Raw genomic sequence first — 20121 nt, 5'->3', positions numbered from 1 at the left:
CGTCAATCCCTTATTTCTATGTATTCTATACCTTTTATTTTAGTATTCGGATTTTTAGAAACGGCGTCGATCCGGCTTTCTTTCTTCCCGTAATACCAGAGGAAGCCTAAAAAGCGTTTTTGCTTCACATGGTTTACAACAGCAAGGCTGTCCCTGTTTTCGAATCTTCCGCAAAACTCATCCAGCTTGTTTATGCAGCCGTTCATGTCGAACCACTTATCGCGGATAGTTATACACCGGAGGGTATCGGCAACAGATTTATCCCGGTGTACAATACTGTCACGGACAGAGCCTTTCAGTTCATATATGGTTTGCGTCTGCATGGTTGCAACGCTTTCCAGGTTCTTCTTATCTGCTTTCAGGCTGCTTATCAGCTTCATGTCTCCGGCCCTGTACTTTTCATATTCCGACAGTTTCAACTCCAGTTTACCCACGCTGGCTACATGCAAACTGTCTTTTGTCCGGTAGGTTTGTAGTGTATCCAGGAGAATACGGGTATTTTTTACATACAGTTCTTTTTCCGCCTTTTCCCTGTTCATTTTATCATAGAGAACTTTAACCGTTCCCATCAGGGAGAGCAATGCTATTACCGCTCCGGCTATAATATAAATCCTTATTTTATCCATATTTTATTATTTAGTTTCATTATTGATAATCTGTTACAGCTTTAATAATTTGCCAGTCCGGATTTATTTTGATTAATTTGCCATATGTTTAATTCTATATCATGGAAGTAATATTGGATTATATCTCTGGACATGGGCTTCATATTATTATCGGCTTTATTTTTTTCAGATGGATCGTTCATAATCCGGTCGATAAAAAAGACCAGAATCCTGGTAATAAGCAGCCGTGAGGCTTTCATCAATATATTATGTGTTAATAAGCGATTGGGCGGGCAACTAAAAAGCCCGCTTTTTAGTTTAGTTTTCATTCCTCATTCTTCATTCTTCATTATTTTTTCGACCATAGCGATACACGAGGTAATAACAGGCACATAATTATCTGCCGTTGCATACTTCCAGCCCTCGCTGTCCATCAGCCGCCTTGCGAACTCCCTGGGTTCATCCCGGTAAGGCCATGCATCCGCATAACCCGTTTTCCGGAATATCGCCTGATGGTCGTATAAGCACTCTTCATAAGACTTGTAAGCTCTAAAGTACCTGTACACGGAATATTTATATTTGCTTCCGTGAGGAGTAACAGACACTACCCGTTCCGGATATACGAACTTCTTATCCGGGGTATCGAAATATTCGGTAGTCAAAGCCCGTTCAACGGGGCCGTCCCAGCTAGTACCCTTAGTTATCCCGAACAGGTTGTACGGGAGTTTTCCACCCAGCAGCCAGCCTTTCTCCAGTCCTGCCTGTGCCGTTTCGAATACCGGATGAATGGAAGCCTCCGGCTTTTCCATGTGTAAGCGGTATGCCGCCGGATATATCGTCCTTACAAATTCAGTTTGCTGTTTCCCTGTCGCCATCTTTACCCTCCTTTTCTGTTTTATTATCGGCTTCTATACTTAGGTTACTCCCGATGTTTATTTTCAGGTGCTCGAATGTGGAAGCCAGGATAAAGATGATGCTCTGCGCCGCCCCGCAGGCTACCACTATCAGGGAGGCCGTTTCCTTCATCCGCTCGCCGTCGCATATCACGCACCAGGCAGTGAGGACGCCCCAGAATACCGTAATTATCCACCGGCGGCTGCGGAATTTAGGATACCACCTGCCGGTAACGAACGTAGAGCTGATAAAGGTGGCTAAGGCAACCAACCCGACCGCTATCTCACTGTAATTCAAATTAATCTGTTCCATTTTTGCAAATCAAATTTTTATTTTTATTTCTATTTTTTTCTTTATCCACCCCATAGCCATTTAACAGCCGTTTTCGGCAGCGCGTCAAACTGTGCCTGTGTTAATCCGGTATTGCTTGAATAAGAGCCCGAAGACGCATAGAATATACTGTCCATAAAGTTGTTGTTATCATTGTTAGCAGCCCATGCAAATAAATTACGGATATCTATATACAGCCGGTTACTGTCATAGTTACCGGGGGAAGCACACGCATACAGGGAGTATACTTTTGCAGATTCATTATACAAAATAACGATCCCGTGATCGTCTACACCGGATATTGTACTTATGATGTCAAAGACATTGGCATTCCATGTCGGCCTGAGAACTACTTTTCCCTGCGCTTCCCCGTTACCCCATCCGCCACCGCCACCTGCCTGCGTGTAAAATACATCGAATATTATCCTGCCGTCCCAGCCTGCTGAAGTATAGGACACATCGACAAGTTTGAAATACCTGCGTGCATTTACTATCCCTACAGCCGATGCATAATCGCCACCGTTACCTGAAATCCTGACAACACCGTTTTTAACAAGCCCCAACGCATTCAGGTTAACGGGTATAGATATATTGGCCGAACCGTCGAAGGAAGCCGATCCCGTAGCATCGCCAGTCATTGAAATTGTTATTGCCTTAGCCAGCTTTACCGCGCTGTTTGCACTGCCGTATGTGAAATAGGAAAACAAAGCTTTCAAATTATTACGGATACCCTGCATACGGGTCCAAAGCCCCGTGGCTTCTGTTTCGGGCAAGGTGGTACTTGCATCTGCATCCGTTAGTGTGCCGGTAAGGCCAGCATTCATCTGACCGACTGTCACGGCGTCGTTGTCACCTGTCCCATTTGCGACATTGGTAATCCTTCTTTTTAGGGTAGGGTGACCTATAGAAAATTCATTAGTAGCCGTAGCAGAGGATTCACCCCCGATGGCTACGCTATAGTCTCCGCTCGCTACCGCAGACCTGCCTATACCTACCGAATATATACTCGGAGCACTTGCAGAATATCCTATAGCAACTGAACTATTGCCGTTAGAGTTTGTTTGAGCACCTAAGCCTACTCCGTATATACCAGTTCCTACCAAATTAGCTCCTGCACGTAATCCACCACCAATACGCCAGAGTGTAAACACCGGGTCTGTCTCCGTTGTCGGTACCAGGATCTTATAACGGAAAGACAATTCAGGTTCCGTGCCACCTTCAGGTATAAGCCATGCGTAACAGGCCTGAGCGCCATTGCCTCCCGCAGGATTTTCATCGGCATTGACGAATGTCCACGTTTTATTGACAGGCTTTTCGCTTAACTCCGCATCGTAAGCTGTCAGGGCGGCATAAGTAGCGAAGTCAACGCCGAGCCAGTTGCCCTGCATGGTAGTCAGTGCATCCAGACTATTCTGTAACCCTGTTATTGCCCTTATCGGATGCTGATCCGCTTCATCGCGCCCTGTCAGTTCCCCGTGATCCGTTACCCCTCCACCGCCCTGTTCCGCCCCTATTCCTTCAAGTAAGCCATCCATATTTTCAGGGGTCAATTCCTGTCCGTCAATAGTCACGCCTTTACTCATGGACATATTTATAAGGGGTGCTTCCGATGGCCAGAGGTACACGTAGAACCTGTCCCCACCATCCGATAACCTGAAACGGAGCTGTCCTTTATAAAAAGGTATTTTCCTGTAGTTGTCTACTTGCAGGAATACCTGTTTTTCTGTTGTTGTAACCGTAAGCATAATATTTAAATTTTTATAATTGCTCAATATGCCGGTGTGCCAATGATTTCAGCTAATGGCCAATAGTTTTTTTTAATTGACATTGTCGCTTCGCGCCATTGGCATATTGGCACATTGGTATATTTGTTAATCACCTGTCATTTTTATATTTTTGCGTCGAGAGAAATTCTTTTATTCATTCAATAAGAATGGTAAGGTTAAACAGGGCTGTAGCGATACACCCCTGTTTTTTTATGATTCATCATTATTCCTTACCTTTTTTATTGTCAGCCGACCGAATAAGCGGAACCGTTTTGCAGGTCAGGCGCATAAGTCGAACCGCTGGTACCGTCACCGCCTTTCCAGTAGATCATATAGTCGGAGCCTGCCATAAAATCACCGTGCGAATGATCCCTGGATACATTATTATATGTAGCCCCCGGAGGAATATTATACTGAAACGAATCATTCCAGTTATAAGAGCCCGGATAAAGAACAACGATAGCAGTAACAGTTGCCAGTGAATTACCGTTTATAAGGCTTATAACAGGATTAGTGGCAACCCCGTCCTGTGCAAGCGTACATGTCGCAGTCGCCGTTCCCGCCACTGCTGTGATAGTGCCTGTACGCAGGGAGCCTGTATTGCCCGCTACCGTCACGTTGACTGTCCTGCTGCCCGTACCGCTCATAACATTTGCTGTACACCATCCCGGAAGCGACACCGTCCATGATGTATTGCTTGTAACGGTAATAGTGAACGTTTCCCCGGCAGCAGGTGACGATCTTGTTGTAGGGCTTATGGATATATTTGGAGCCACATAAGCGGCTTGTGTAACAGCACATGCAGCATTTAATGTTCCGGCTGTGACAACGATGTTGCCAATTCTCTGACCGCCTGTATTGCCTGTTACCGTTACGTTGATTGTCCCGTTGCCCGTACCGCTTGTAACATTCGCTGTGCACCATCCCGGAAGCGACACCGTCCATGATGTATTGCTTGTAACGGTAATAGCGAAGGTTTCCCCGGCGGCAGGCGACGATTTTGTCGTAGGGCTTATGGAGAGGGTATAGATAACCGCCCCCTGCTGCGATACATTGACAAGTCCGTTTGTCCCGTTGTCGGAAGGGATGACGGTAACTATTCCCGTGCGGACTTCACTTGCGCTGTTCGGGTCTACCGATACGTTAAACGAGTCTTCAACGGCAGTTGCCACAATATCCGTTACTTTCAGCCATTCCTGGTTGGAGACAGCCTGCCAGGCTACACCGTCCTCTATACCTGTTATTATTATCTTTTGCTTTGTTGCCATATATTAATGTGATAATTTGAAAATGTGCCGATGTGCCAATGGTAATTACTGACTCCGTATCATTGGCATATTAGTTTATTGGCATATCGGCATATTGAATTTGCCCATTCGCTGATTATTCATATATTTACATCGAAATTTCTCTGGGATTTCACTTCAAATCGGTAAGGCTGTATCTCTCTTTTATGCAGTCTTACCTTTTTTATTTCACCGCCTTGCGTCATTGGCATATTGGCATATTTGCTAATCTGCACATTGATTATGAAAGTACATTCCCCGCAGCATCGAATGTGACTGTTGTAGGGTTTACCACTACAGCCGACCGCGCTTTCTGTGTTACCGCTACCGTTGCCGGGGCTCCCCCGTCCGAAGGCGTCACTGTTACCGTTGCAGACCTGTCTGCCGATGTGGATGTGTAAGCAGCACATGCGATTGTAAAACTGCCGTTGCCCGTACCGGTTCCTCCTGTAAGGGTACACCATGCCTGATTGGAAGAGGCTGTCCAGCTTACGCCGGTTGTTACGCCCGTTACCGTTATCTGTTTTGTTGTTGCCATATTTTTTAATGTTATAATTGTTTAATATGCCGATGTGCCAATTGGCGCGAAGCGACAGTTTATTCATTTGCTAATTAGCTGATCTGACATTTGCTAATTAAATTGGCACATCGGCACATTAATAAATTGACCCATTGTTATATCACATTCCCTCCTGCATCATATACTGCGCTGCCCGGTGAAGGGACTATCTCCGACTTCTTATGAATGATATAGGTTATTGCATACTTTCCCGGAGCAAAACACCGGATAATAAACTCCGTTACCATACCCGGATAAATAGCTGCCTGATACCACTTGTCCACTTCATACTCCTCCGAGGTAGGCAGGGTTACGAATACCAGCGTCTGCGAAGTATTGCGTACACGGATACTCATAACATAACCGGGCTTTAATTTCTCCAGCCGGACAAGCGAGAGCGTTTCCGAGGCGGATATGCTTACCGTTGTCGTACCCATAGGGATTATACCGGATACGGAAGTCAGTATCTGCGTATCGGTGTAGAAGTTCACATATGCCCCGCCTGCACCTGTAAACCGCCACTTATCTTCTTCCATATTCCAGTAGGCAAAATTGCCTTCCGATAATACAAGGGCGTACCACCCTGCCTCTCCCCCCTGCGGATATTTTATATACAGGTCGTCGATATAGACCACAGGCTTTTTCTGATACCTGAGCAATGGTATTTTATTGAAGTCGTAAGGAGGGATACTATCCCCGCATCCATTTTGCTGACATCTGTTCATCGGCACATTTTGATTACGTTACACTCCGTCGAACGTTGTTTCATATTGGCATATTGCCTCGCCTACGCTTCGGCGAACGTTGTTTGGCACATTAGATAATTAGCATATTAGCTAATTGGTATTAGCACATTCCATTGCCCTGGTTTCCATTACTTTCGCCATTGCGGGCTTTTCAAACAGATCGAACACCATGCCTGCGCACAGGTACGCCAGGGGGATAAACAGCTTGTCACTTATGACAGTACCGTCACTAAGCGGAGCGGTAACGGGTATGTACAGGGCTTCCGATATTTCATGCTTATATCCTTTGGGGAGGGAGTAATATTCCAGTACGGTGCTTATCCCTTCATCCGTTTGAAGTATATTCCTCACGCATACCGGACGGCAGATATTCCCGCGCGTATATTCGTTCGCCTGTATAGATGCAATGGGATCGGAACTGTCATAGAGCGTCTCGGCCGCCTTTTGCCATCCTTTCATCCTGAACGAGGCCAGCCTGTAAAAGTCTGGAGGCAAAACCACATATCCCGTACCTTTGGATATATCAGGGGAAATTGCCTGCCCGGAAAAGTCTTTGACGGTGAAATATGTCCTGGGCAGCAGGTTGACGGCTTTCCGCCATGCATCTGCAAAAACGGCCCCTATATGCTTTTCCACCTTTGTCGTATCCGAACCTATAAAAGCCTCCGGGCCTGAATCGTCCCATCCGGTCTCATTCATTACCTGCATCACACGCGCTGTAAATTCTGCCTTCATACCTGCTTTACCTTTTTACCTGAGTGTATAAACTGCCTTATAATTTGAGCTTCGGAAATGAAATATTCAGTTCCCCGGCTGCCCTGAGTATTTTCTCCGGAGTGCCTAACTGCTGGTACGGGATATTGTAAGGGCTCGACCGGAGCAGTTCCTTTGCCTGCTGTATATTGGTTACATGCCCTATTTCCGTCGAACCGCTTTCTTCCTCTTCCTCGCTTTGTTCCCCGTCAGTGCCTGATGCCGTATAGACCAGTCCCCTTTTGAAATAAAAACTGTCCTCTATCGCCTTTTGCTCCTCCTTACAGGAAGTAGCGTATGAGCCCCCGAAATTCGAGAACGTAACATTCTTAACTCCCCCGCTTAACTTTACGGCGAAAACGATTTTGGCCTTATCCTTTGAAAAATATACTTTCCTCATATTGTTATCCTTCGAATTGTGAACGGTTTAAATATAACCTGGCATGGGCGTCAGGGAATGATAATGTCAGGCCGCTGGCTTCGATCAGCAGCCTGCCCTGGCTATCGGCTTCCCCGTTCTTTACATTATCCAGTTTTTCAGAACGCCATCCCATCGTCCATTTTGTCATATAGTCGGCATCCAGCATATAGGCGCATCCCTGCAACCCGGCCTCGACCATCGACTTATCCAGTATAGGCACGAGCGTCCCGAAAGGCGATTCGATGGGGGTTACTTTCAGCCCGAAGAAGTCTTTCTTTGAGCCATACCACATATTCTGTGTCAACGGCGCTTTGCACAGTTCGGCCATAAAGTCGGGAGAGCACATCATCAGTTTGGTATCGGAGGCGGCGTTATCGCTAAACCCCGCATTCATCCAGTCGATAAGCAGGGATGCGGTAATGCCTGTTCCGGCGGCGTCCAGGTCTTTTCCCGCCTGTGTCCATATCCCCTCCGTAAAATAGGTATCTTCCGGCTTCCTGTTGTATTTGTTCTTGACATTGCGGATTGCAGCCGATGAACGCCAGTATGAGTTGTTGGTTTCCTTGCGCATCTGATCCAGGGCCTGCTGGACAATATCCGAAATAGTCCACCTGACCTCTTTATTGCGCATCTCGAAGAAGGTGGATTCTTCCACTTCCGCGATGAACTTCTGGAGGTACTGGCTGGAAGGCGTCGGCAGGATGTTATAGACATCGGTGCGTATCTGGAACTCGGAAGCGGCGCGTCCGGCTATGGTAACTTCCGAATCTGCCGGGATGGCCGGGATTGTAAAGCCTGCGCCCTGCCCGTTCACGGCAATAACAATAGGCCTTCCGTCCGCGTGCCTGTCTACGACATACAGCAATAAGGGCCGTGTATCCTGTACATTTGTCCCTGCTTTGCCGTTAACCTTATATCCCAATACCCCCTTTACGATCAGGGTCTGGTTGATAGCTATAAGTGCATTGTCCTGCCCGTCTTCACCGAAAGTAAGGGGTGTTTGCGCACTGCCTCCTGCAAATGCGGTTGTTATTATACTGTCGGACGGTAAGGTGGCGACACTGTAATAAGTAACCACCTGAGACTTGCTGTTCTTTGTACGGGCTTTGCCTATACTCCGGGCGATGGTATCGAGGGGATACCTGTAACGGTTGATCTTTACGATCTCCGAGTCGATTTGCTCCAGCAGCAGCCTTTCTACGTTATCCTCCGTGAACTCTACCGACATCCCCTCATGACGGTTGGCCCCGTCCCCATGTGCGGCTACGCCCTGCGGCTTCCCGTTCGAGAACTCTATTTCCACAGCCGGGGCTACATCGGCTGTCATCGCTCCCGCATCCATCACCCCGAATACGGAACACAACAGCATGATTATTAACACGAATAATCCGCTGTCCTTCATTTTCTCATAAAATCTCTTCATCATTTTTATTTTATCGTTTTAATAATTTTCTCTTCGTACCATTGGCACATTTTCAAATTGGCATATTGGCACATCAACTCTTAATCTCCTTCAACTGGTCGTAAACGCTTTCGGGCCGTGGCTGGAACAACTGCCTGTCCTGTTCTTTCGCTTCCGGCCCTGTCCCGCTTCCCATATCCACAATACCATCCGGACGCTCCGTTTTCTCTTTCATCTTTGCCTTTATGGTTTGGTTCCTGCCTTCGATCTCGGCGGTTGCGATAGCTTCCTCAACATCATTGTCCCTGGTCTGGCCCTTGTCTATCAGTTCAAATATCTCCGTCGGGATATTACCCATCAGGAAGCTCTCCGCCAGTTGCATAAGCCCGTCATAAATGGCGTTTTTCCTTTCTTCCGGCAACTGGTTGTCGGCAACATACTGCCCGAACCTTTCCAGGGATTCCCGGAAGTTCTCCTGCGCTTCTTCCTGTTCCTTACGGCTTTGGGCCTGTGCCTGGTTATACTCCTGCGTACCCCTGATAAAATCCTCATCATCGCTGAATGCATCCGGGCCGTACAGTCTTCCCAGCGCATGGTTGAACGGGATTTTATCTTCCCCTTCGCCGAAGCTCATGCCGATAGCCGCGCCGAAACGGGGGTCTCCGGAGATATAGTCATGGAGTCCCTGTTGTCCCGACATGACTTTCTTATGCGTCCCTTTCAGGCCTGCATAGTCATTGCCTGCAAAGTCCCATAGTTGTTCCTCTGTCGGTTCACCTTCAAATCCGGGATTTGCTTTCATAAATTTTGCAAGGACGCCTTTACGTCCTGCCGGCTTTTCTGTATTTGTTACATCTGTTTCTGCCATATTTTTAATAGTTATACAGTTCCATCGATTCTGCATAACAAAAAAATGGAATAAACAAGGCTTTTGCCGTACTTCATGCAAAAAGTAATAACCATGTAAATAAGTATCCTTACATACAGTCCCGTGTTCCCTCCTAAATCCCGAATTTTAAACCGGGTAAGCAATTAGCAGATAAAGTGAAAAACTAAAAGTGATAAGTGAAAAATATTTTTCATTCTTTATTCTTCGTTTTTCGTTCTTCACTTTTCATTTAAAAATATTGGCACATTGCATTCTTAATTCTTCATTTTTCATTCTTAATTAATTTTTTCACATGGCTAACTTATTTTACGAAGAAGACAGGAACAAAGATTTCCTACAGGCTTGTGAAGCTGTCAGGAAAGAAGAAGGCACTCGCCTGACAGTATCCGGAATAGCATCCAAAGCCATCTATAAAAAGGCCGGGTCATTCTATATACATTATCGGGTTTATATGAAGATTATCAGTAACAATGGGAACAACCTGCCTAAGAATGAAATATCCAGGCAACTGCATACGGAAGTATTGAAACGGGCAAAAGAGATAATGCAGCAAAACAATTATACCCCTGCACAGGCAGCAAAAATATTATCGGAGCAACAAGCCCCGCGTTTTTATATATCGGAAGCACGGGCAATAAGCCTGTACTATAAACTACTGGGAAAGTAAAGTTAATGTGCTGATTATCTAATGTGCCGATGTGCAAATTAAAAGCATGAAATACCTGATTATCCTCATCCTGATACTAACGTATATATTCTTTGGGAATGAATTAGGCTATACAAATGTATCTCCGTTATATACTCATTTCACATATATATTCCGGCATGCGTCTGTACTTCATTTACTGATAAATTCACTCGCTTTCATCGGAATATACACCTCTATGGAGAAGCATCTGAATAAATGGGTATTCCTTGGTATATCTTTAGGTTGTTCTGCCCTGGCTTCCTTTGGTGCGATGTACGATAAACCCACTGTCGGTATATCCGGCATTGTTTATGCAATGACAGGATTATACCTGGGTATCACATTATTACATAAGCATATAAAAATAGCAGATACACGGAAGTACCTGCTATATATATGCTGTATTGTGATTTCTTTGTCCGTCAGCTTTGTAAAAGAGGATAGTAATTTTTTACTTCACCTGTACTCACTGGTAATTGGGATTGCCGTATCTGTACCTCTGGTACGGTTAAAATCACATAATGATCCGGACTGATTCCGGAATTTCATCTTATTGCCCTGAATATTCAACTCAATATGATTTTTTCACTTCATTTCCCAGTGTCCGCTTAATGTAACTATCTCATTTCTATTGTTAAAGACCGCAGCTAACCTTCGAAAATAGCGATCATCGCAAATATGCGCTTATACACGGACAGATACAATCTTTCAAACACTTTATAAGCGAATATTTAAGTGGGATATATATGTGCGGTTGCTGAAATTTATAAATATCACAACCACATGTAACTATAGTTGCGAAATAGGTAATAAACGGATAAAAATAGGTAATAATATTATGAATGCCGGCTTCTACCTTTGTTGTTACTTTGTGCTTGGTATAATAACCGGTAGCTGAAATGCCGGAATCCTTTCGCACAGGATGGCGTTTCCGTTGATTTTGTTTACATCTTTTCCGTACGGGAGGCATTCTTTTTGTACGGGCAGGTGTCCGGATTTTTTAATTGGATTCTATGATAAAAACAGGCAGGGTAAGCAGATTATCCACCGTTTTTCGTACGGTATGTGCGTTCATTTTTCCGCCTGGAAATTTGGAAGTTAGCCGTATTTTGTTAGAGAGAGAGAGAGAGAGAGAGAGAGAGAGAGAGAGAGAGAGAGAGAGAGAGAGAGAGAGAGAGAGAGAGCAGTACGCCCGCGTATAATAATTGTAATTGTAAATATATACTTTTTTTTAAAAGTACAATCCCTGTACAGTTTTTTAGACTGTGCAGGGATTTTTCGTTTTTCATCCGGGCCGTTTCGGTTCCGGACTTACTTGTTTTAAAACGATTGAGCCGGTAATTACCTGTCTCTCTGTCTATAAAAAGTAATTCAAAAAGCAGACCTCACAGGTATGTTGGTATTTTAATAATAAAATTGTGTATTAAGTATGAAGAAAAGAGTGATGTTAATTTTATCCTGCTTATTACTAAGTATAGGATACATTGCGGCGCAAACGACAAAGATCTCGGGAACTGTTGTCGATGAGTTGGGGGAACCCGCCATCGGGGCATCCGTTGTAGTTAAAGGTACCTCTATCGGCACTATAACAAATGTAGACGGAAGTTTCTCTTTAAATGTTTCAGCAGATAAGAAAACATTAGTGATTTCCCTTATTGGCATGAAGACCAAAGAGGTTGCGGCCGGAACAAATTTGAAGATTACGTTGGAAAATGATTCTCAGTTGTTGGATGAAGTAATGGTAGTGGCTTACGGAACCGCAAAGAAATCATCCTTTACAGGTTCTGCATCCGTAGTCAATTCTGATAAAATCAGTTCCCGGCCTATTACAAGTGCCTTGTCGGCGATCGAAGGAAATGCCACCGGTGTGCAAGTAAGTACCACTACAGGCCAACCCGGGGAGTCGGTAGGTATTCGTATCCGTGGATTTGGTTCTGTGAATGCTTCCAATGCACCCCTCTATATTTTAGACGGGTCTATTTATAACGGGAATCTGGCCAGTATCAATCCAAGTGACATTGAGTCAATGACTATATTAAAAGATGCTGCCTCTACCTCCTTATACGGTTCAAGCGCAGGTAACGGAGTCGTTTTAATCACAACTAAAAAAGGAAGGCAGGGAGCAGGTGTAACATTAAATGTTACACAAGGCTGGTCAAACAGGGCTTATGCTGATTATGCTAAAGTAGATGCATATGAGTATTACCCACTGCAATGGCAGATGTTGAAAAACTCAGGTGTTACCGGCGGCAAATCGCAAGCCGAAGCTGCCGAAATCGCTTCCAGAGACATTGTGAGTACATTGAAATATAATCCATTCGTGGGTATAGCCGATGGTGAAGTCGTTGGTCTGGATGGTAAACTAAACCCCGGAGCAACAAACCTGAAATGGGGTGATGACCTGGATTTTGAAGATGCCGCTTTTGGCAATGGCTATCGTCAGGAATACTCTCTCGGTTATAGTAGCAAAACTGATAAGAGTGACACCTATTCTTCCGTATCTTATCTTGATGATAAAGGCTACATGATGAAGACCAACTTCAACCGCATGTCGGCACGCTTAAATCACAACATCACTCCGGTTAAATGGTTTAAGTCAGGGGTGAATCTGGCTTATGCGCGTTCTCAATCTAATTATTCATCTTCTACTTCGGGCAATTCCAGTGCTTACAGCAATCTTACCCGTTTTGTCAGGGTCATGGCTCCTATATATCCTGTACACAGGCATGACCTGAATACCGGAGCCTACCTGGATGCCGCCGGCAATCCGACCACCAATCCGAAAGAATATATTTGGGACTACGCGGGGGCGCGCCTCTCCGGCAACGGCCGTGATGCTTTGGCGGAAACAGATTATAACAGCCGTCAGTTTAACCGGAATGATGCATCGGGGCGCACATATATCACCTTGACGCCCATTACCAACTTAACGCTTACCGCTAATTATAGCATCGATGGCACCGATTACCGTGCCAGAGTATATGAAAACCCGTTAGTAGGAGACGGAACCGCCGGTCCGGGACGTTTGGCTCTCACATCTACCCGGAGTACAACGCAAACATTGAATCAATTGATCGGCTACAATAAAGCGATAGGCAAGCATCATATCGATGTCCTGGCCGGCCATGAAACTTATATTTACTCTTACGAATATTTATATTCCATGAAAGTGGGTGAAGTATTCAGCGGCGTACATGAATTTCCTAACTTTACAACTATCAGCAGTGTTTCTTCTTATACGGACACCTATAAAAAGGAAGGCTATCTGGCTCGTTTGAACTATGATTATGATAATAGATACTATGGTTCTTTCTCTTACAGGCATGATGGAACTTCCCGTTTTTCCAAAGATAGCCGCTGGGGAGATTTCTGGTCTTATGGCGCTTCCTGGAGAATCTCCGAAGAAAAATTTATGCAGGATATAAACTGGATAGACAATCTGAAATTGAGGGTTTCTTATGGGGAAACAGGTGTTGACCGCACACTTGACGCCGATGGCGACAATGATTATTACCCTTATCAGACATTGTATGACCTGGGTATCAATAATGGGCCCGACGCAGGAGTGTATTTCTCTACTTTATCCAACAAAAATCTTGTATGGGAAACGCAAATATCTAAAGACGCAGCTCTTGAATTTGCTTTATTCGGTAAATTATCCGGAGCAATCGAATATTTTCAGAAAGACTCCAAAGACCTGCTGTTCAATGTACATGTGCCTACTTCCACGGGGGCAAGTTCACTGTTGCAGAACATTGGTAAAGTGAGAAACAGCGGTATAGAACTTGAGGTCAACTACCAGGTATTTAAGAATAATGATTGGGCGGTGAATATAGGCGCGAATGCCACACGCATCACAAACAAAATATTGAAGATGCCGGACGAAAACAAAGAAAACGGACTGATAGACGGTTCCAAAAAACTGATGGAAGGCAGTTCTATCTATGAATTTTGGTTGAGACAATGGTATGGGGTCGATCCTGCTAATGGCGATGGTTTATATCTGCTGGATACGGATGCTTACAACAAGGAAAAGGGCACATTAACCGCTGCTATCGAAAAAACAGTACAAGAAATAGATGGTGTCCCCGTGACAAATTCTTATAGTTATGCGAAATATGATTTTAGCGGAACCGCCATTCCTAAATGGTTTGGGGGTTTCAATTTCAATGTAGCCTATAAAGCATTCTCGCTAGGCGCTGTATTCTCCTATCAACTGGGAGGTAAAACCCTTGACAACATGTATCTCAACATGATGGATATGACTAATTACGGTTATGCAATGAGCATAGATGTACGAAAGGCATGGCAAGCCGAAGGCGATGTGACCGACGTCCCTCGCCTGGATAAGACAGCCGTGCATAATACCAATGTAGGACAATCTTATTCCACTCGTTGGCTGGTAAGTACAGACTATTTGAACCTGCGTTCAGTGAATCTATCCTACACTTTACCAAAGAACCTGCTTAATAAAGTGCAGATACGGGAGACCAAACTTACCTTCAATGCGGAAAACCTGTTTATGTTGAAAGCAAGACAAGGGTTGAACCCTCAACAGAACTTCAACGGTATTACCTATAACGTATATATGCCGGCAAGAACATTCACGCTTGGCCTCAACATGTCATTCTAAAAAATAAGCAATTATGAAACAGATATATAAAATAAAGATTAGCGTTGTCGCCCTTGCAGCATTGTTTATACTCTCAAGTTGCGACGACAGTTTTTTGGAAACCACGCCGACAGGTTCCATTTCTGAAGAGACAGTCAGCAGTACATTGGATGGCTTGTATATCGCCTTAAACGGAATTCATCGTAAGATGGTTTCACAAGACCTGAGTAATCAGGGAATGGGCGGTGAACCCGGCTTCATTATCGGACGCGAAGCTCATGGTGACGATATGACCTGGGATACACAAACATGGCACCAAACACATCATACATGGGCGATCAACACAAATGCAAGCTCTTCTTATAATTATGGCGTATGGAATACCTATTATCAATTTATTTTGAATGCCAATAAAATATTAGAGAATTTAGAAACCAAGTATGCAGGCTCTACAGAGCCTTTGGCAAACCAGATCAAGGGGGAATGTTTAGCTATCCGGGGCTGGGCTCATTTCCAACTCGTTCAGTACTACGCCAAACGTTATGCCGCAGGAGCTGGTAATAGCCAGTTAGGCATCCCCTACAGGGAATCATCGGAAGTAACAGAAATGGCCCGTAATACAGTTGAAGAGGTATATACAAAAATCAACAGGGATCTGACGGCGGCAGCTACTTTGCTGGAGGGGTATAAACCGGCTGTTAATCACTATAGCCCGGCTGTTGTTGCCGGACTCAGGGCAAGAGTCGCCTTAACTCAACAGAACTATCCTGAAGCCGCTACCCAGGCCGTTTTAGCTATTAATCTGGCTAAAGCCAATGGGAAGTCTGTCATGAAGCAGGCGGAACTTATGAATGGATTTGCTAACATTACCACAGCAACGAAGGAAGCCTTGTATGCTGCCATCACCCAAGATGACCAAACGGTGTATTTCTATTCATTCTATGCGTATATGTCATGGAATTTCAACTCCAGTTCCATTAAAACAGGGATAAAATGTATCAGCCAATCAACTTACGATTTAATGTCGCCAACCGATTTGCGCCGCCAATGGTGGGATCCGACCGGTACCGCCGCAGTACCAACAGTCAGTACCTATAACAAACGGGTTTATCAAAATCGCAAATTTACGGCCCGTTCCACGGCTGACGCGGTGGGAGATTTTGCTTTCATGCGTATTTCTGAACTCTATCTGATAGCTGCTGAAGCATATGCCCGCTCAGGACAGGATACTCCTGCAAGGACGTATTTGCAAGAACTGATCGCAGAACGTGATCCCGGATATACCGATTCAGGAAATACGGGAACTGCTTTAGCGGAAGAGGTTATGAATCATCGCCGTATCGAACTATGGGGTGAAGGTTTCCGCTGGTTTGACCTGAAACGTTTGAATTTACCTGTCAATCGTACCGGAAGTAATTTCAACCCGGCATTCTGTGGATTCTTAGAAAAACAACCGACAGATAATGGCTGGTATTATGAAATACCTAAAGCCGAAACGGACTATAATACATTGATGGAAAAGAACTATTAGATAATATAAAAAAGCAGTTTATGATACAGGGGACAGGATGCGCTCCTTTATGTCGTAACCAATTTATACAAACACACTCTTGATGCAGTGATGCATTGACATTGAAAGAGTCCGGGCCCGGGCTCTTTCGTTTTTTTTGCTATAGTTACACAGTTCCGGCCCGTTGAAATAAACGGTGGATAAACGCCCTTCCTTTTTCAGTCCATACGGTGATGGTGTTGGTTCCTTTCGTACCATCCTTCCGTTCGTAGCTATGTGTCCGTGGCCGGGTATAACCTTTGTCCTGGTACTTTGCATATAACAGCCATTGCTCCGACTGCCTGAACATGACGCCCCGGTCTTTTAATTCACGTTCCAGGGCAATAGCCGACATTCCCAGTTCTTTGGCTACCTGTGTCATCGTGTAAGTGGATGTGGATTGTAATACCTCATTCGTATAGGCAGCTTTAGGGGCTAAGGCTTTCACTTCGTTAACCAGTTGTTCATTCTGTCCTCCGAGTATTTGGAGCTGCTGCCTTTGAGCCTCCACACGCTTTGCCAGGGTATTCATGGCAAGAAGCAGCATTTCATCCTCGGATTGGGGGAGGGCCTTAGCTTCGAGTTCTTCCCAACGGCGGTTAACCTTTATCCTCAGTTCAATACTGTAACCCGTCATTAAGTCGAAAGTCTGCATTTTGGATAGTTCAAAATACCTGTCCTTCGTTTCCCCTCCGTTTGGTAATTGCCTGATGCTGAACATCTGTCCAATTTTGGGTAAATGTAAATTCTCATAATGTTCATTCAGCTTATCGCAATCCCGCAACACGTGTTGATGGTTTTTCCCTGTCAGCTCCGCAATTTCACGGCTCGACATTGTTTTCCGGTTAAAATTTTCTACATTTGTCATTGTCATAATATATTCCGTTTTAGGATGTATATTACAAAGAGGTGCCCGTTGTCGCTAAACTTTTGGTAGCCTCTTTGTTTTTGTTATATATCCGGTAAGACAAATTTATGCAGGATAAACAGGACACCGGAACTACCGCACGGATACTTATTTACACCCCTGTTACTTTTTGTATGAAGGCCCACTAATTCACTTTTCATTCTTCATTCTTAATTTTTCATTTTTCATTTTTCACTTTTCACTTAAAACCAATACCCCCTTCGCCTCCTTACATTTATCTTTTGCGCCAGTCCGATCATTATATCCGTCCTGTATTTCCCTGTGCCAGCCAAATAAACGGATGCATCGTCCGGGCTTTTATCCTTTAGCCATTCGTACATGATCCAGTCTTTTATAAAATGGAAGATGTAATCCTCTACAGGTCTTGCCATATGCATATTAAAATCATCGTCCATGCCCAGATATACAATATAATCCCTGTCCGTTGTAAAATCCGCCCTTTCAAAATAAGACACATTGACGGGTATGTCCTTTTGATATGCTGCCAGTACAGGGGCAACCTGTCCCTGCGCATGAAAAAATAATTCCCTGAACCTGGGCAGGTAAGCCTCATCGAAAACAAGCTGCTCAAACAGGGGATTACCGTTCTTATCCTGCCTCCTGACGGCAAGCTGGGACGATTCCTGCTTTACCGCCCGGAACACCTGTTCATGTGAAAATATAAATGTAAGCAGTTTCATCAGGCAACCTTCTTGTTATTGTTCAACATGTTTTGTATCAGCGGATTCGTATTCCGTGCGATCTGCTGCTGTATATCCTGCGGTACGACTCCCTGTCCGGCAGGTTGTACTGCCCGGCCCAGCATCATGTTCTCTTGCGCCTGCTCCGCTTCCATCCTTTTGGCCTTGATGGACTGGAGCAGCTTGTCGGCAAAGGGGAAAGCCCCGTTTTCAAGCAACTGCTCTATATCTATCTGCCCCAACTGGAACATCTGCATCAGGAAGTCGTTCATTACCATCCGGTATGCAGGCGTGGATGTGCTTTCGGTTATATTCAGGTCTATCTCCGCGTCGCGCACCAGCTTCGCATCATATACGATAGATTCCGGGCTCGCATTATTCCTGTTCAGGTTGATGTATTTCCTGTCGGGATAGAACTGCTGTATCAGCTTCATATTTTTCATATCCCTTTCTTCCCTCAGTTCCCTGAATGCCTCGTATATCTCGGTCAGGGATGTCGTGGAATTTTGTGTCTGTTGCAAATACAGGGAGGCAGGCGTTCCGGCAGCGGGAGCTTTGCCCTGTAGCGCGCCCTGCACGCCCGATATATCTTCCAGCAGTTTCAACTGTATGGAAAGCATATCGTATGCTCCCGTCTGTGACGAATTGGCGATGACCTGCTGCGGTATTTTCCCGTGTGCGGCGGGCTTGTATGCGATCACCCCGTTATATACGGCCCAACTGTCCGCGATATCGTCCATTGTATAACCTGTGGGGAGCGAATCTTCAGGAAACAGCAGCACTCCCTTGGCGGAAGCCAGCATAACAAAGTCCTGTAAGGTTATCAGCCTGTTGATATAGCGTTGCTGGTCGATAAAGTCCCCGATGAACGGGAAGGCCTGCCCGTCTATAAAGGGGTATATCTTGAATGAGAAGGGGTGCGATTCATGCCAGTAAGGCGTTTCGCCCTCTTTGAGTACATCCCCCTGCGGGGTCATGTAATAAAAATACCAGTATTCATCGATAAACCATTTATAGTCTATCAGCCGCATATCGCCCGGAGCAATGCCCTGTGCCGTCTGCTGCTGTATCCTGATATTGTTTTCCGTATCGAAGCCTGCCTTTGCGCTTAGTTCCTCCTTGTAAAACTCTCCCGTCAGCGTATCATGTACAAGGAGCCTTTCCTTGTATTCCTTTTTCCATATCTCGATAACCCTGCATTGTGCGGGATTGGCAGGCATAAAGAAATTCTTGCTTTCGTTTATATCCTGGTGCAGGGTATCGGCTACATAAGTAACGGTGGCTTCCTCATCCCTGCACCTCCCGTAGATATCCCTTATCCATCCGGCCTTTTGGGGAGAGCCGCCGGCAAACTGCGCCATTACCTGGTGGATGGACTTATCGTGCAACTGTCCTACCAGATGGCAATCGCTGTGCCGGGGGTCTTTCATGTCCGGGTCTACAAAGAAATCGTTGTAGTTGACAAGGTCGTTCCATACATCCATCTTGCCGTTGCGCCAGCCATACACGCTTTTGAAAATACCGATGCCGGAGAACAGGAAGTATTGCAGGTTTACGCTGTCCAGCCCCCAGAGCTTATTTAACTGGTATACATATTGCAGGGTTGCCGACATCATCTCGCCCTTCCCCTGTTCGTCCCTGTCACGGGAGACGCATACCGGTTCGGTCTGTGTGGACTGGAACACCCCGACTACCGAGCGCATGATGGAGCGCATACGGTTGTTCTGTAAAGGCACGCCTCCCTGGTTCAGTATATGCTGGCGTTCCGTGACTGTCTTGCAGCCGACCCGTATATGGTCGCCCCACTGGTCTTCGAATGTATATTTCTTGTTGCGCCTGGCATTGTTCCTGAACTTATCCAGTGCAGCCCATGCCGTATAGGCATCCGTCAGTACATGGTCGTTTTTTTTGAATGTGCCGCCGCTTACGGTATCTATCTTTTCCCTTCCCTTTTGTGGGAAATACTTAGCCGCTATTTTCAGGTTTACTTTTTTCGCTTCTGACATAAACAAG

General features: G+C 45.3%; 20 protein-coding genes and 1 pseudogene. 6 read left to right on the top strand and 15 right to left on the bottom strand.

All coding sequences use genetic code 11. From position 1 onward, the window contains the following. Nucleotides 1-2: 2 nt before the first annotated feature. From ACYQ3L_RS25670 to ACYQ3L_RS25615, 12 genes are all read right to left on the bottom strand, one after another. Nucleotides 3-626 (bottom strand): DUF6549 family protein, encoded by a 624-nt coding sequence (locus tag ACYQ3L_RS25670; protein WP_459952523.1) that lies wholly within the window; start codon nt 624-626, stop codon nt 3-5. Nucleotides 627-667: 41 nt separating this feature from the next. Next, nucleotides 668-934 carry a hypothetical protein gene (locus tag ACYQ3L_RS25665; RefSeq protein WP_459952522.1) on the bottom strand — a complete coding sequence of 89 codons (267 nt, stop codon included), beginning with the start codon at nt 932-934 and terminating at the stop codon, nt 668-670. Between the two features lie 3 nt (nt 935-937). Next, nucleotides 938-1480, bottom strand: coding sequence for a glucosaminidase domain-containing protein (locus tag ACYQ3L_RS25660; RefSeq protein WP_380002020.1), 543 nt, complete (start codon nt 1478-1480; stop codon nt 938-940). Beyond that, nucleotides 1455-1811, bottom strand: coding sequence for a hypothetical protein (locus ACYQ3L_RS25655; protein ID WP_380002022.1), 357 nt, complete (start codon nt 1809-1811; stop codon nt 1455-1457). The genes ACYQ3L_RS25660 and ACYQ3L_RS25655 overlap by 26 nt, the downstream gene beginning before the upstream one ends. Before the next feature lie 41 nt (nt 1812-1852). Beyond that, nucleotides 1853-3574, bottom strand: coding sequence for a hypothetical protein (locus ACYQ3L_RS25650; RefSeq protein ID WP_459952521.1), 1722 nt, complete (start codon nt 3572-3574; stop codon nt 1853-1855). Between the two features lie 266 nt (nt 3575-3840). Next, the gene (locus ACYQ3L_RS25645) at nt 3841-4863 is read right to left on the bottom strand and encodes a BACON domain-containing protein (protein ID WP_459952520.1); all 1023 of its coding nucleotides are present in this window, start codon (nt 4861-4863) and stop codon (nt 3841-3843) included. A gap of 259 nt (nt 4864-5122) precedes the next feature. Next, nucleotides 5123-5419, bottom strand: coding sequence for a BACON domain-containing protein (locus ACYQ3L_RS25640; protein ID WP_380002030.1), 297 nt, complete (start codon nt 5417-5419; stop codon nt 5123-5125). A 137-nt stretch (nt 5420-5556) separates the two neighbouring features. Next, on the bottom strand, nt 5557-6165 hold the full coding sequence (locus ACYQ3L_RS25635; RefSeq protein WP_380002032.1) for a hypothetical protein: 609 nt from the start codon (nt 6163-6165) through the stop codon (nt 5557-5559). A 111-nt stretch (nt 6166-6276) separates the two neighbouring features. Then, nucleotides 6277-6921 (bottom strand): hypothetical protein, encoded by a 645-nt coding sequence (locus tag ACYQ3L_RS25630; RefSeq protein ID WP_380002034.1) that lies wholly within the window; start codon nt 6919-6921, stop codon nt 6277-6279. Nucleotides 6922-6958: 37 nt separating this feature from the next. After that, on the bottom strand, nt 6959-7339 hold the full coding sequence (locus ACYQ3L_RS25625) for a hypothetical protein (RefSeq protein WP_380002036.1): 381 nt from the start codon (nt 7337-7339) through the stop codon (nt 6959-6961). A gap of 4 nt (nt 7340-7343) precedes the next feature. Continuing rightward, nucleotides 7344-8786 (bottom strand): SU10 major capsid protein, encoded by a 1443-nt coding sequence (locus tag ACYQ3L_RS25620; RefSeq protein WP_380002038.1) that lies wholly within the window; start codon nt 8784-8786, stop codon nt 7344-7346. A gap of 70 nt (nt 8787-8856) precedes the next feature. Then, a complete protein-coding gene (locus ACYQ3L_RS25615) occupies nt 8857-9630 on the bottom strand; it encodes a hypothetical protein (protein ID WP_459952519.1) in 774 nt (257 codons plus the stop codon). Nucleotides 9631-9943: 313 nt separating this feature from the next. On the opposite strand from ACYQ3L_RS25615, the gene ACYQ3L_RS25610 reads away from it, so the two are divergent. The 6 genes and pseudogenes from ACYQ3L_RS25610 to ACYQ3L_RS25585 all read left to right on the top strand — a co-directional run bounded on the left by ACYQ3L_RS25610 (nt 9944) and on the right by ACYQ3L_RS25585 (nt 16482). Continuing rightward, nucleotides 9944-10318 carry a hypothetical protein gene (locus ACYQ3L_RS25610; protein ID WP_459952518.1) on the top strand — a complete coding sequence of 125 codons (375 nt, stop codon included), beginning with the start codon at nt 9944-9946 and terminating at the stop codon, nt 10316-10318. Between the two features lie 46 nt (nt 10319-10364). After that, nucleotides 10365-10874, top strand: coding sequence for a rhomboid family intramembrane serine protease (locus ACYQ3L_RS25605; RefSeq protein WP_459952517.1), 510 nt, complete (start codon nt 10365-10367; stop codon nt 10872-10874). 478 nt (nt 10875-11352) lie between these two features. Then, nucleotides 11353-11541 (top strand): hypothetical protein, encoded by a 189-nt coding sequence (locus ACYQ3L_RS25600; protein WP_459952516.1) that lies wholly within the window; start codon nt 11353-11355, stop codon nt 11539-11541. Next, nucleotides 11502-11663 (top strand): annotated as a pseudogene (locus tag ACYQ3L_RS25595) (hypothetical protein); the annotation flags it as partial. The gene ACYQ3L_RS25600 and the pseudogene ACYQ3L_RS25595, both read left to right, overlap by 40 nt. A gap of 105 nt (nt 11664-11768) precedes the next feature. Next, nucleotides 11769-14972 carry a SusC/RagA family TonB-linked outer membrane protein gene (locus ACYQ3L_RS25590; protein ID WP_379995093.1) on the top strand — a complete coding sequence of 1068 codons (3204 nt, stop codon included), beginning with the start codon at nt 11769-11771 and terminating at the stop codon, nt 14970-14972. Nucleotides 14973-14985: 13 nt separating this feature from the next. Continuing rightward, nucleotides 14986-16482 carry a RagB/SusD family nutrient uptake outer membrane protein gene (locus ACYQ3L_RS25585; protein ID WP_379995096.1) on the top strand — a complete coding sequence of 499 codons (1497 nt, stop codon included), beginning with the start codon at nt 14986-14988 and terminating at the stop codon, nt 16480-16482. A 145-nt stretch (nt 16483-16627) separates the two neighbouring features. Here ACYQ3L_RS25585 and ACYQ3L_RS25580 read toward each other — a convergent pair whose 3' ends face one another. The 3 genes from ACYQ3L_RS25580 to ACYQ3L_RS25570 form a co-directional block, all read right to left on the bottom strand. Beyond that, nucleotides 16628-17374, bottom strand: coding sequence for a phage antirepressor KilAC domain-containing protein (locus ACYQ3L_RS25580; RefSeq protein WP_459952515.1), 747 nt, complete (start codon nt 17372-17374; stop codon nt 16628-16630). A 236-nt stretch (nt 17375-17610) separates the two neighbouring features. Beyond that, the gene (locus ACYQ3L_RS25575; protein ID WP_380002070.1) at nt 17611-18108 is read right to left on the bottom strand and encodes a hypothetical protein; all 498 of its coding nucleotides are present in this window, start codon (nt 18106-18108) and stop codon (nt 17611-17613) included. Beyond that, the gene (locus tag ACYQ3L_RS25570) at nt 18108-20114 is read right to left on the bottom strand and encodes a portal protein (RefSeq protein WP_380002072.1); all 2007 of its coding nucleotides are present in this window, start codon (nt 20112-20114) and stop codon (nt 18108-18110) included. Before ACYQ3L_RS25570 ends, ACYQ3L_RS25575 begins: the two co-directional genes overlap by 1 nt. Between the last annotated feature and the right edge of the window lie 7 nt (nt 20115-20121).

Source organism: Dysgonomonas termitidis (assembly GCF_054657735.1).
This window is presented reverse-complemented; position numbering and strand designations above follow the sequence as displayed.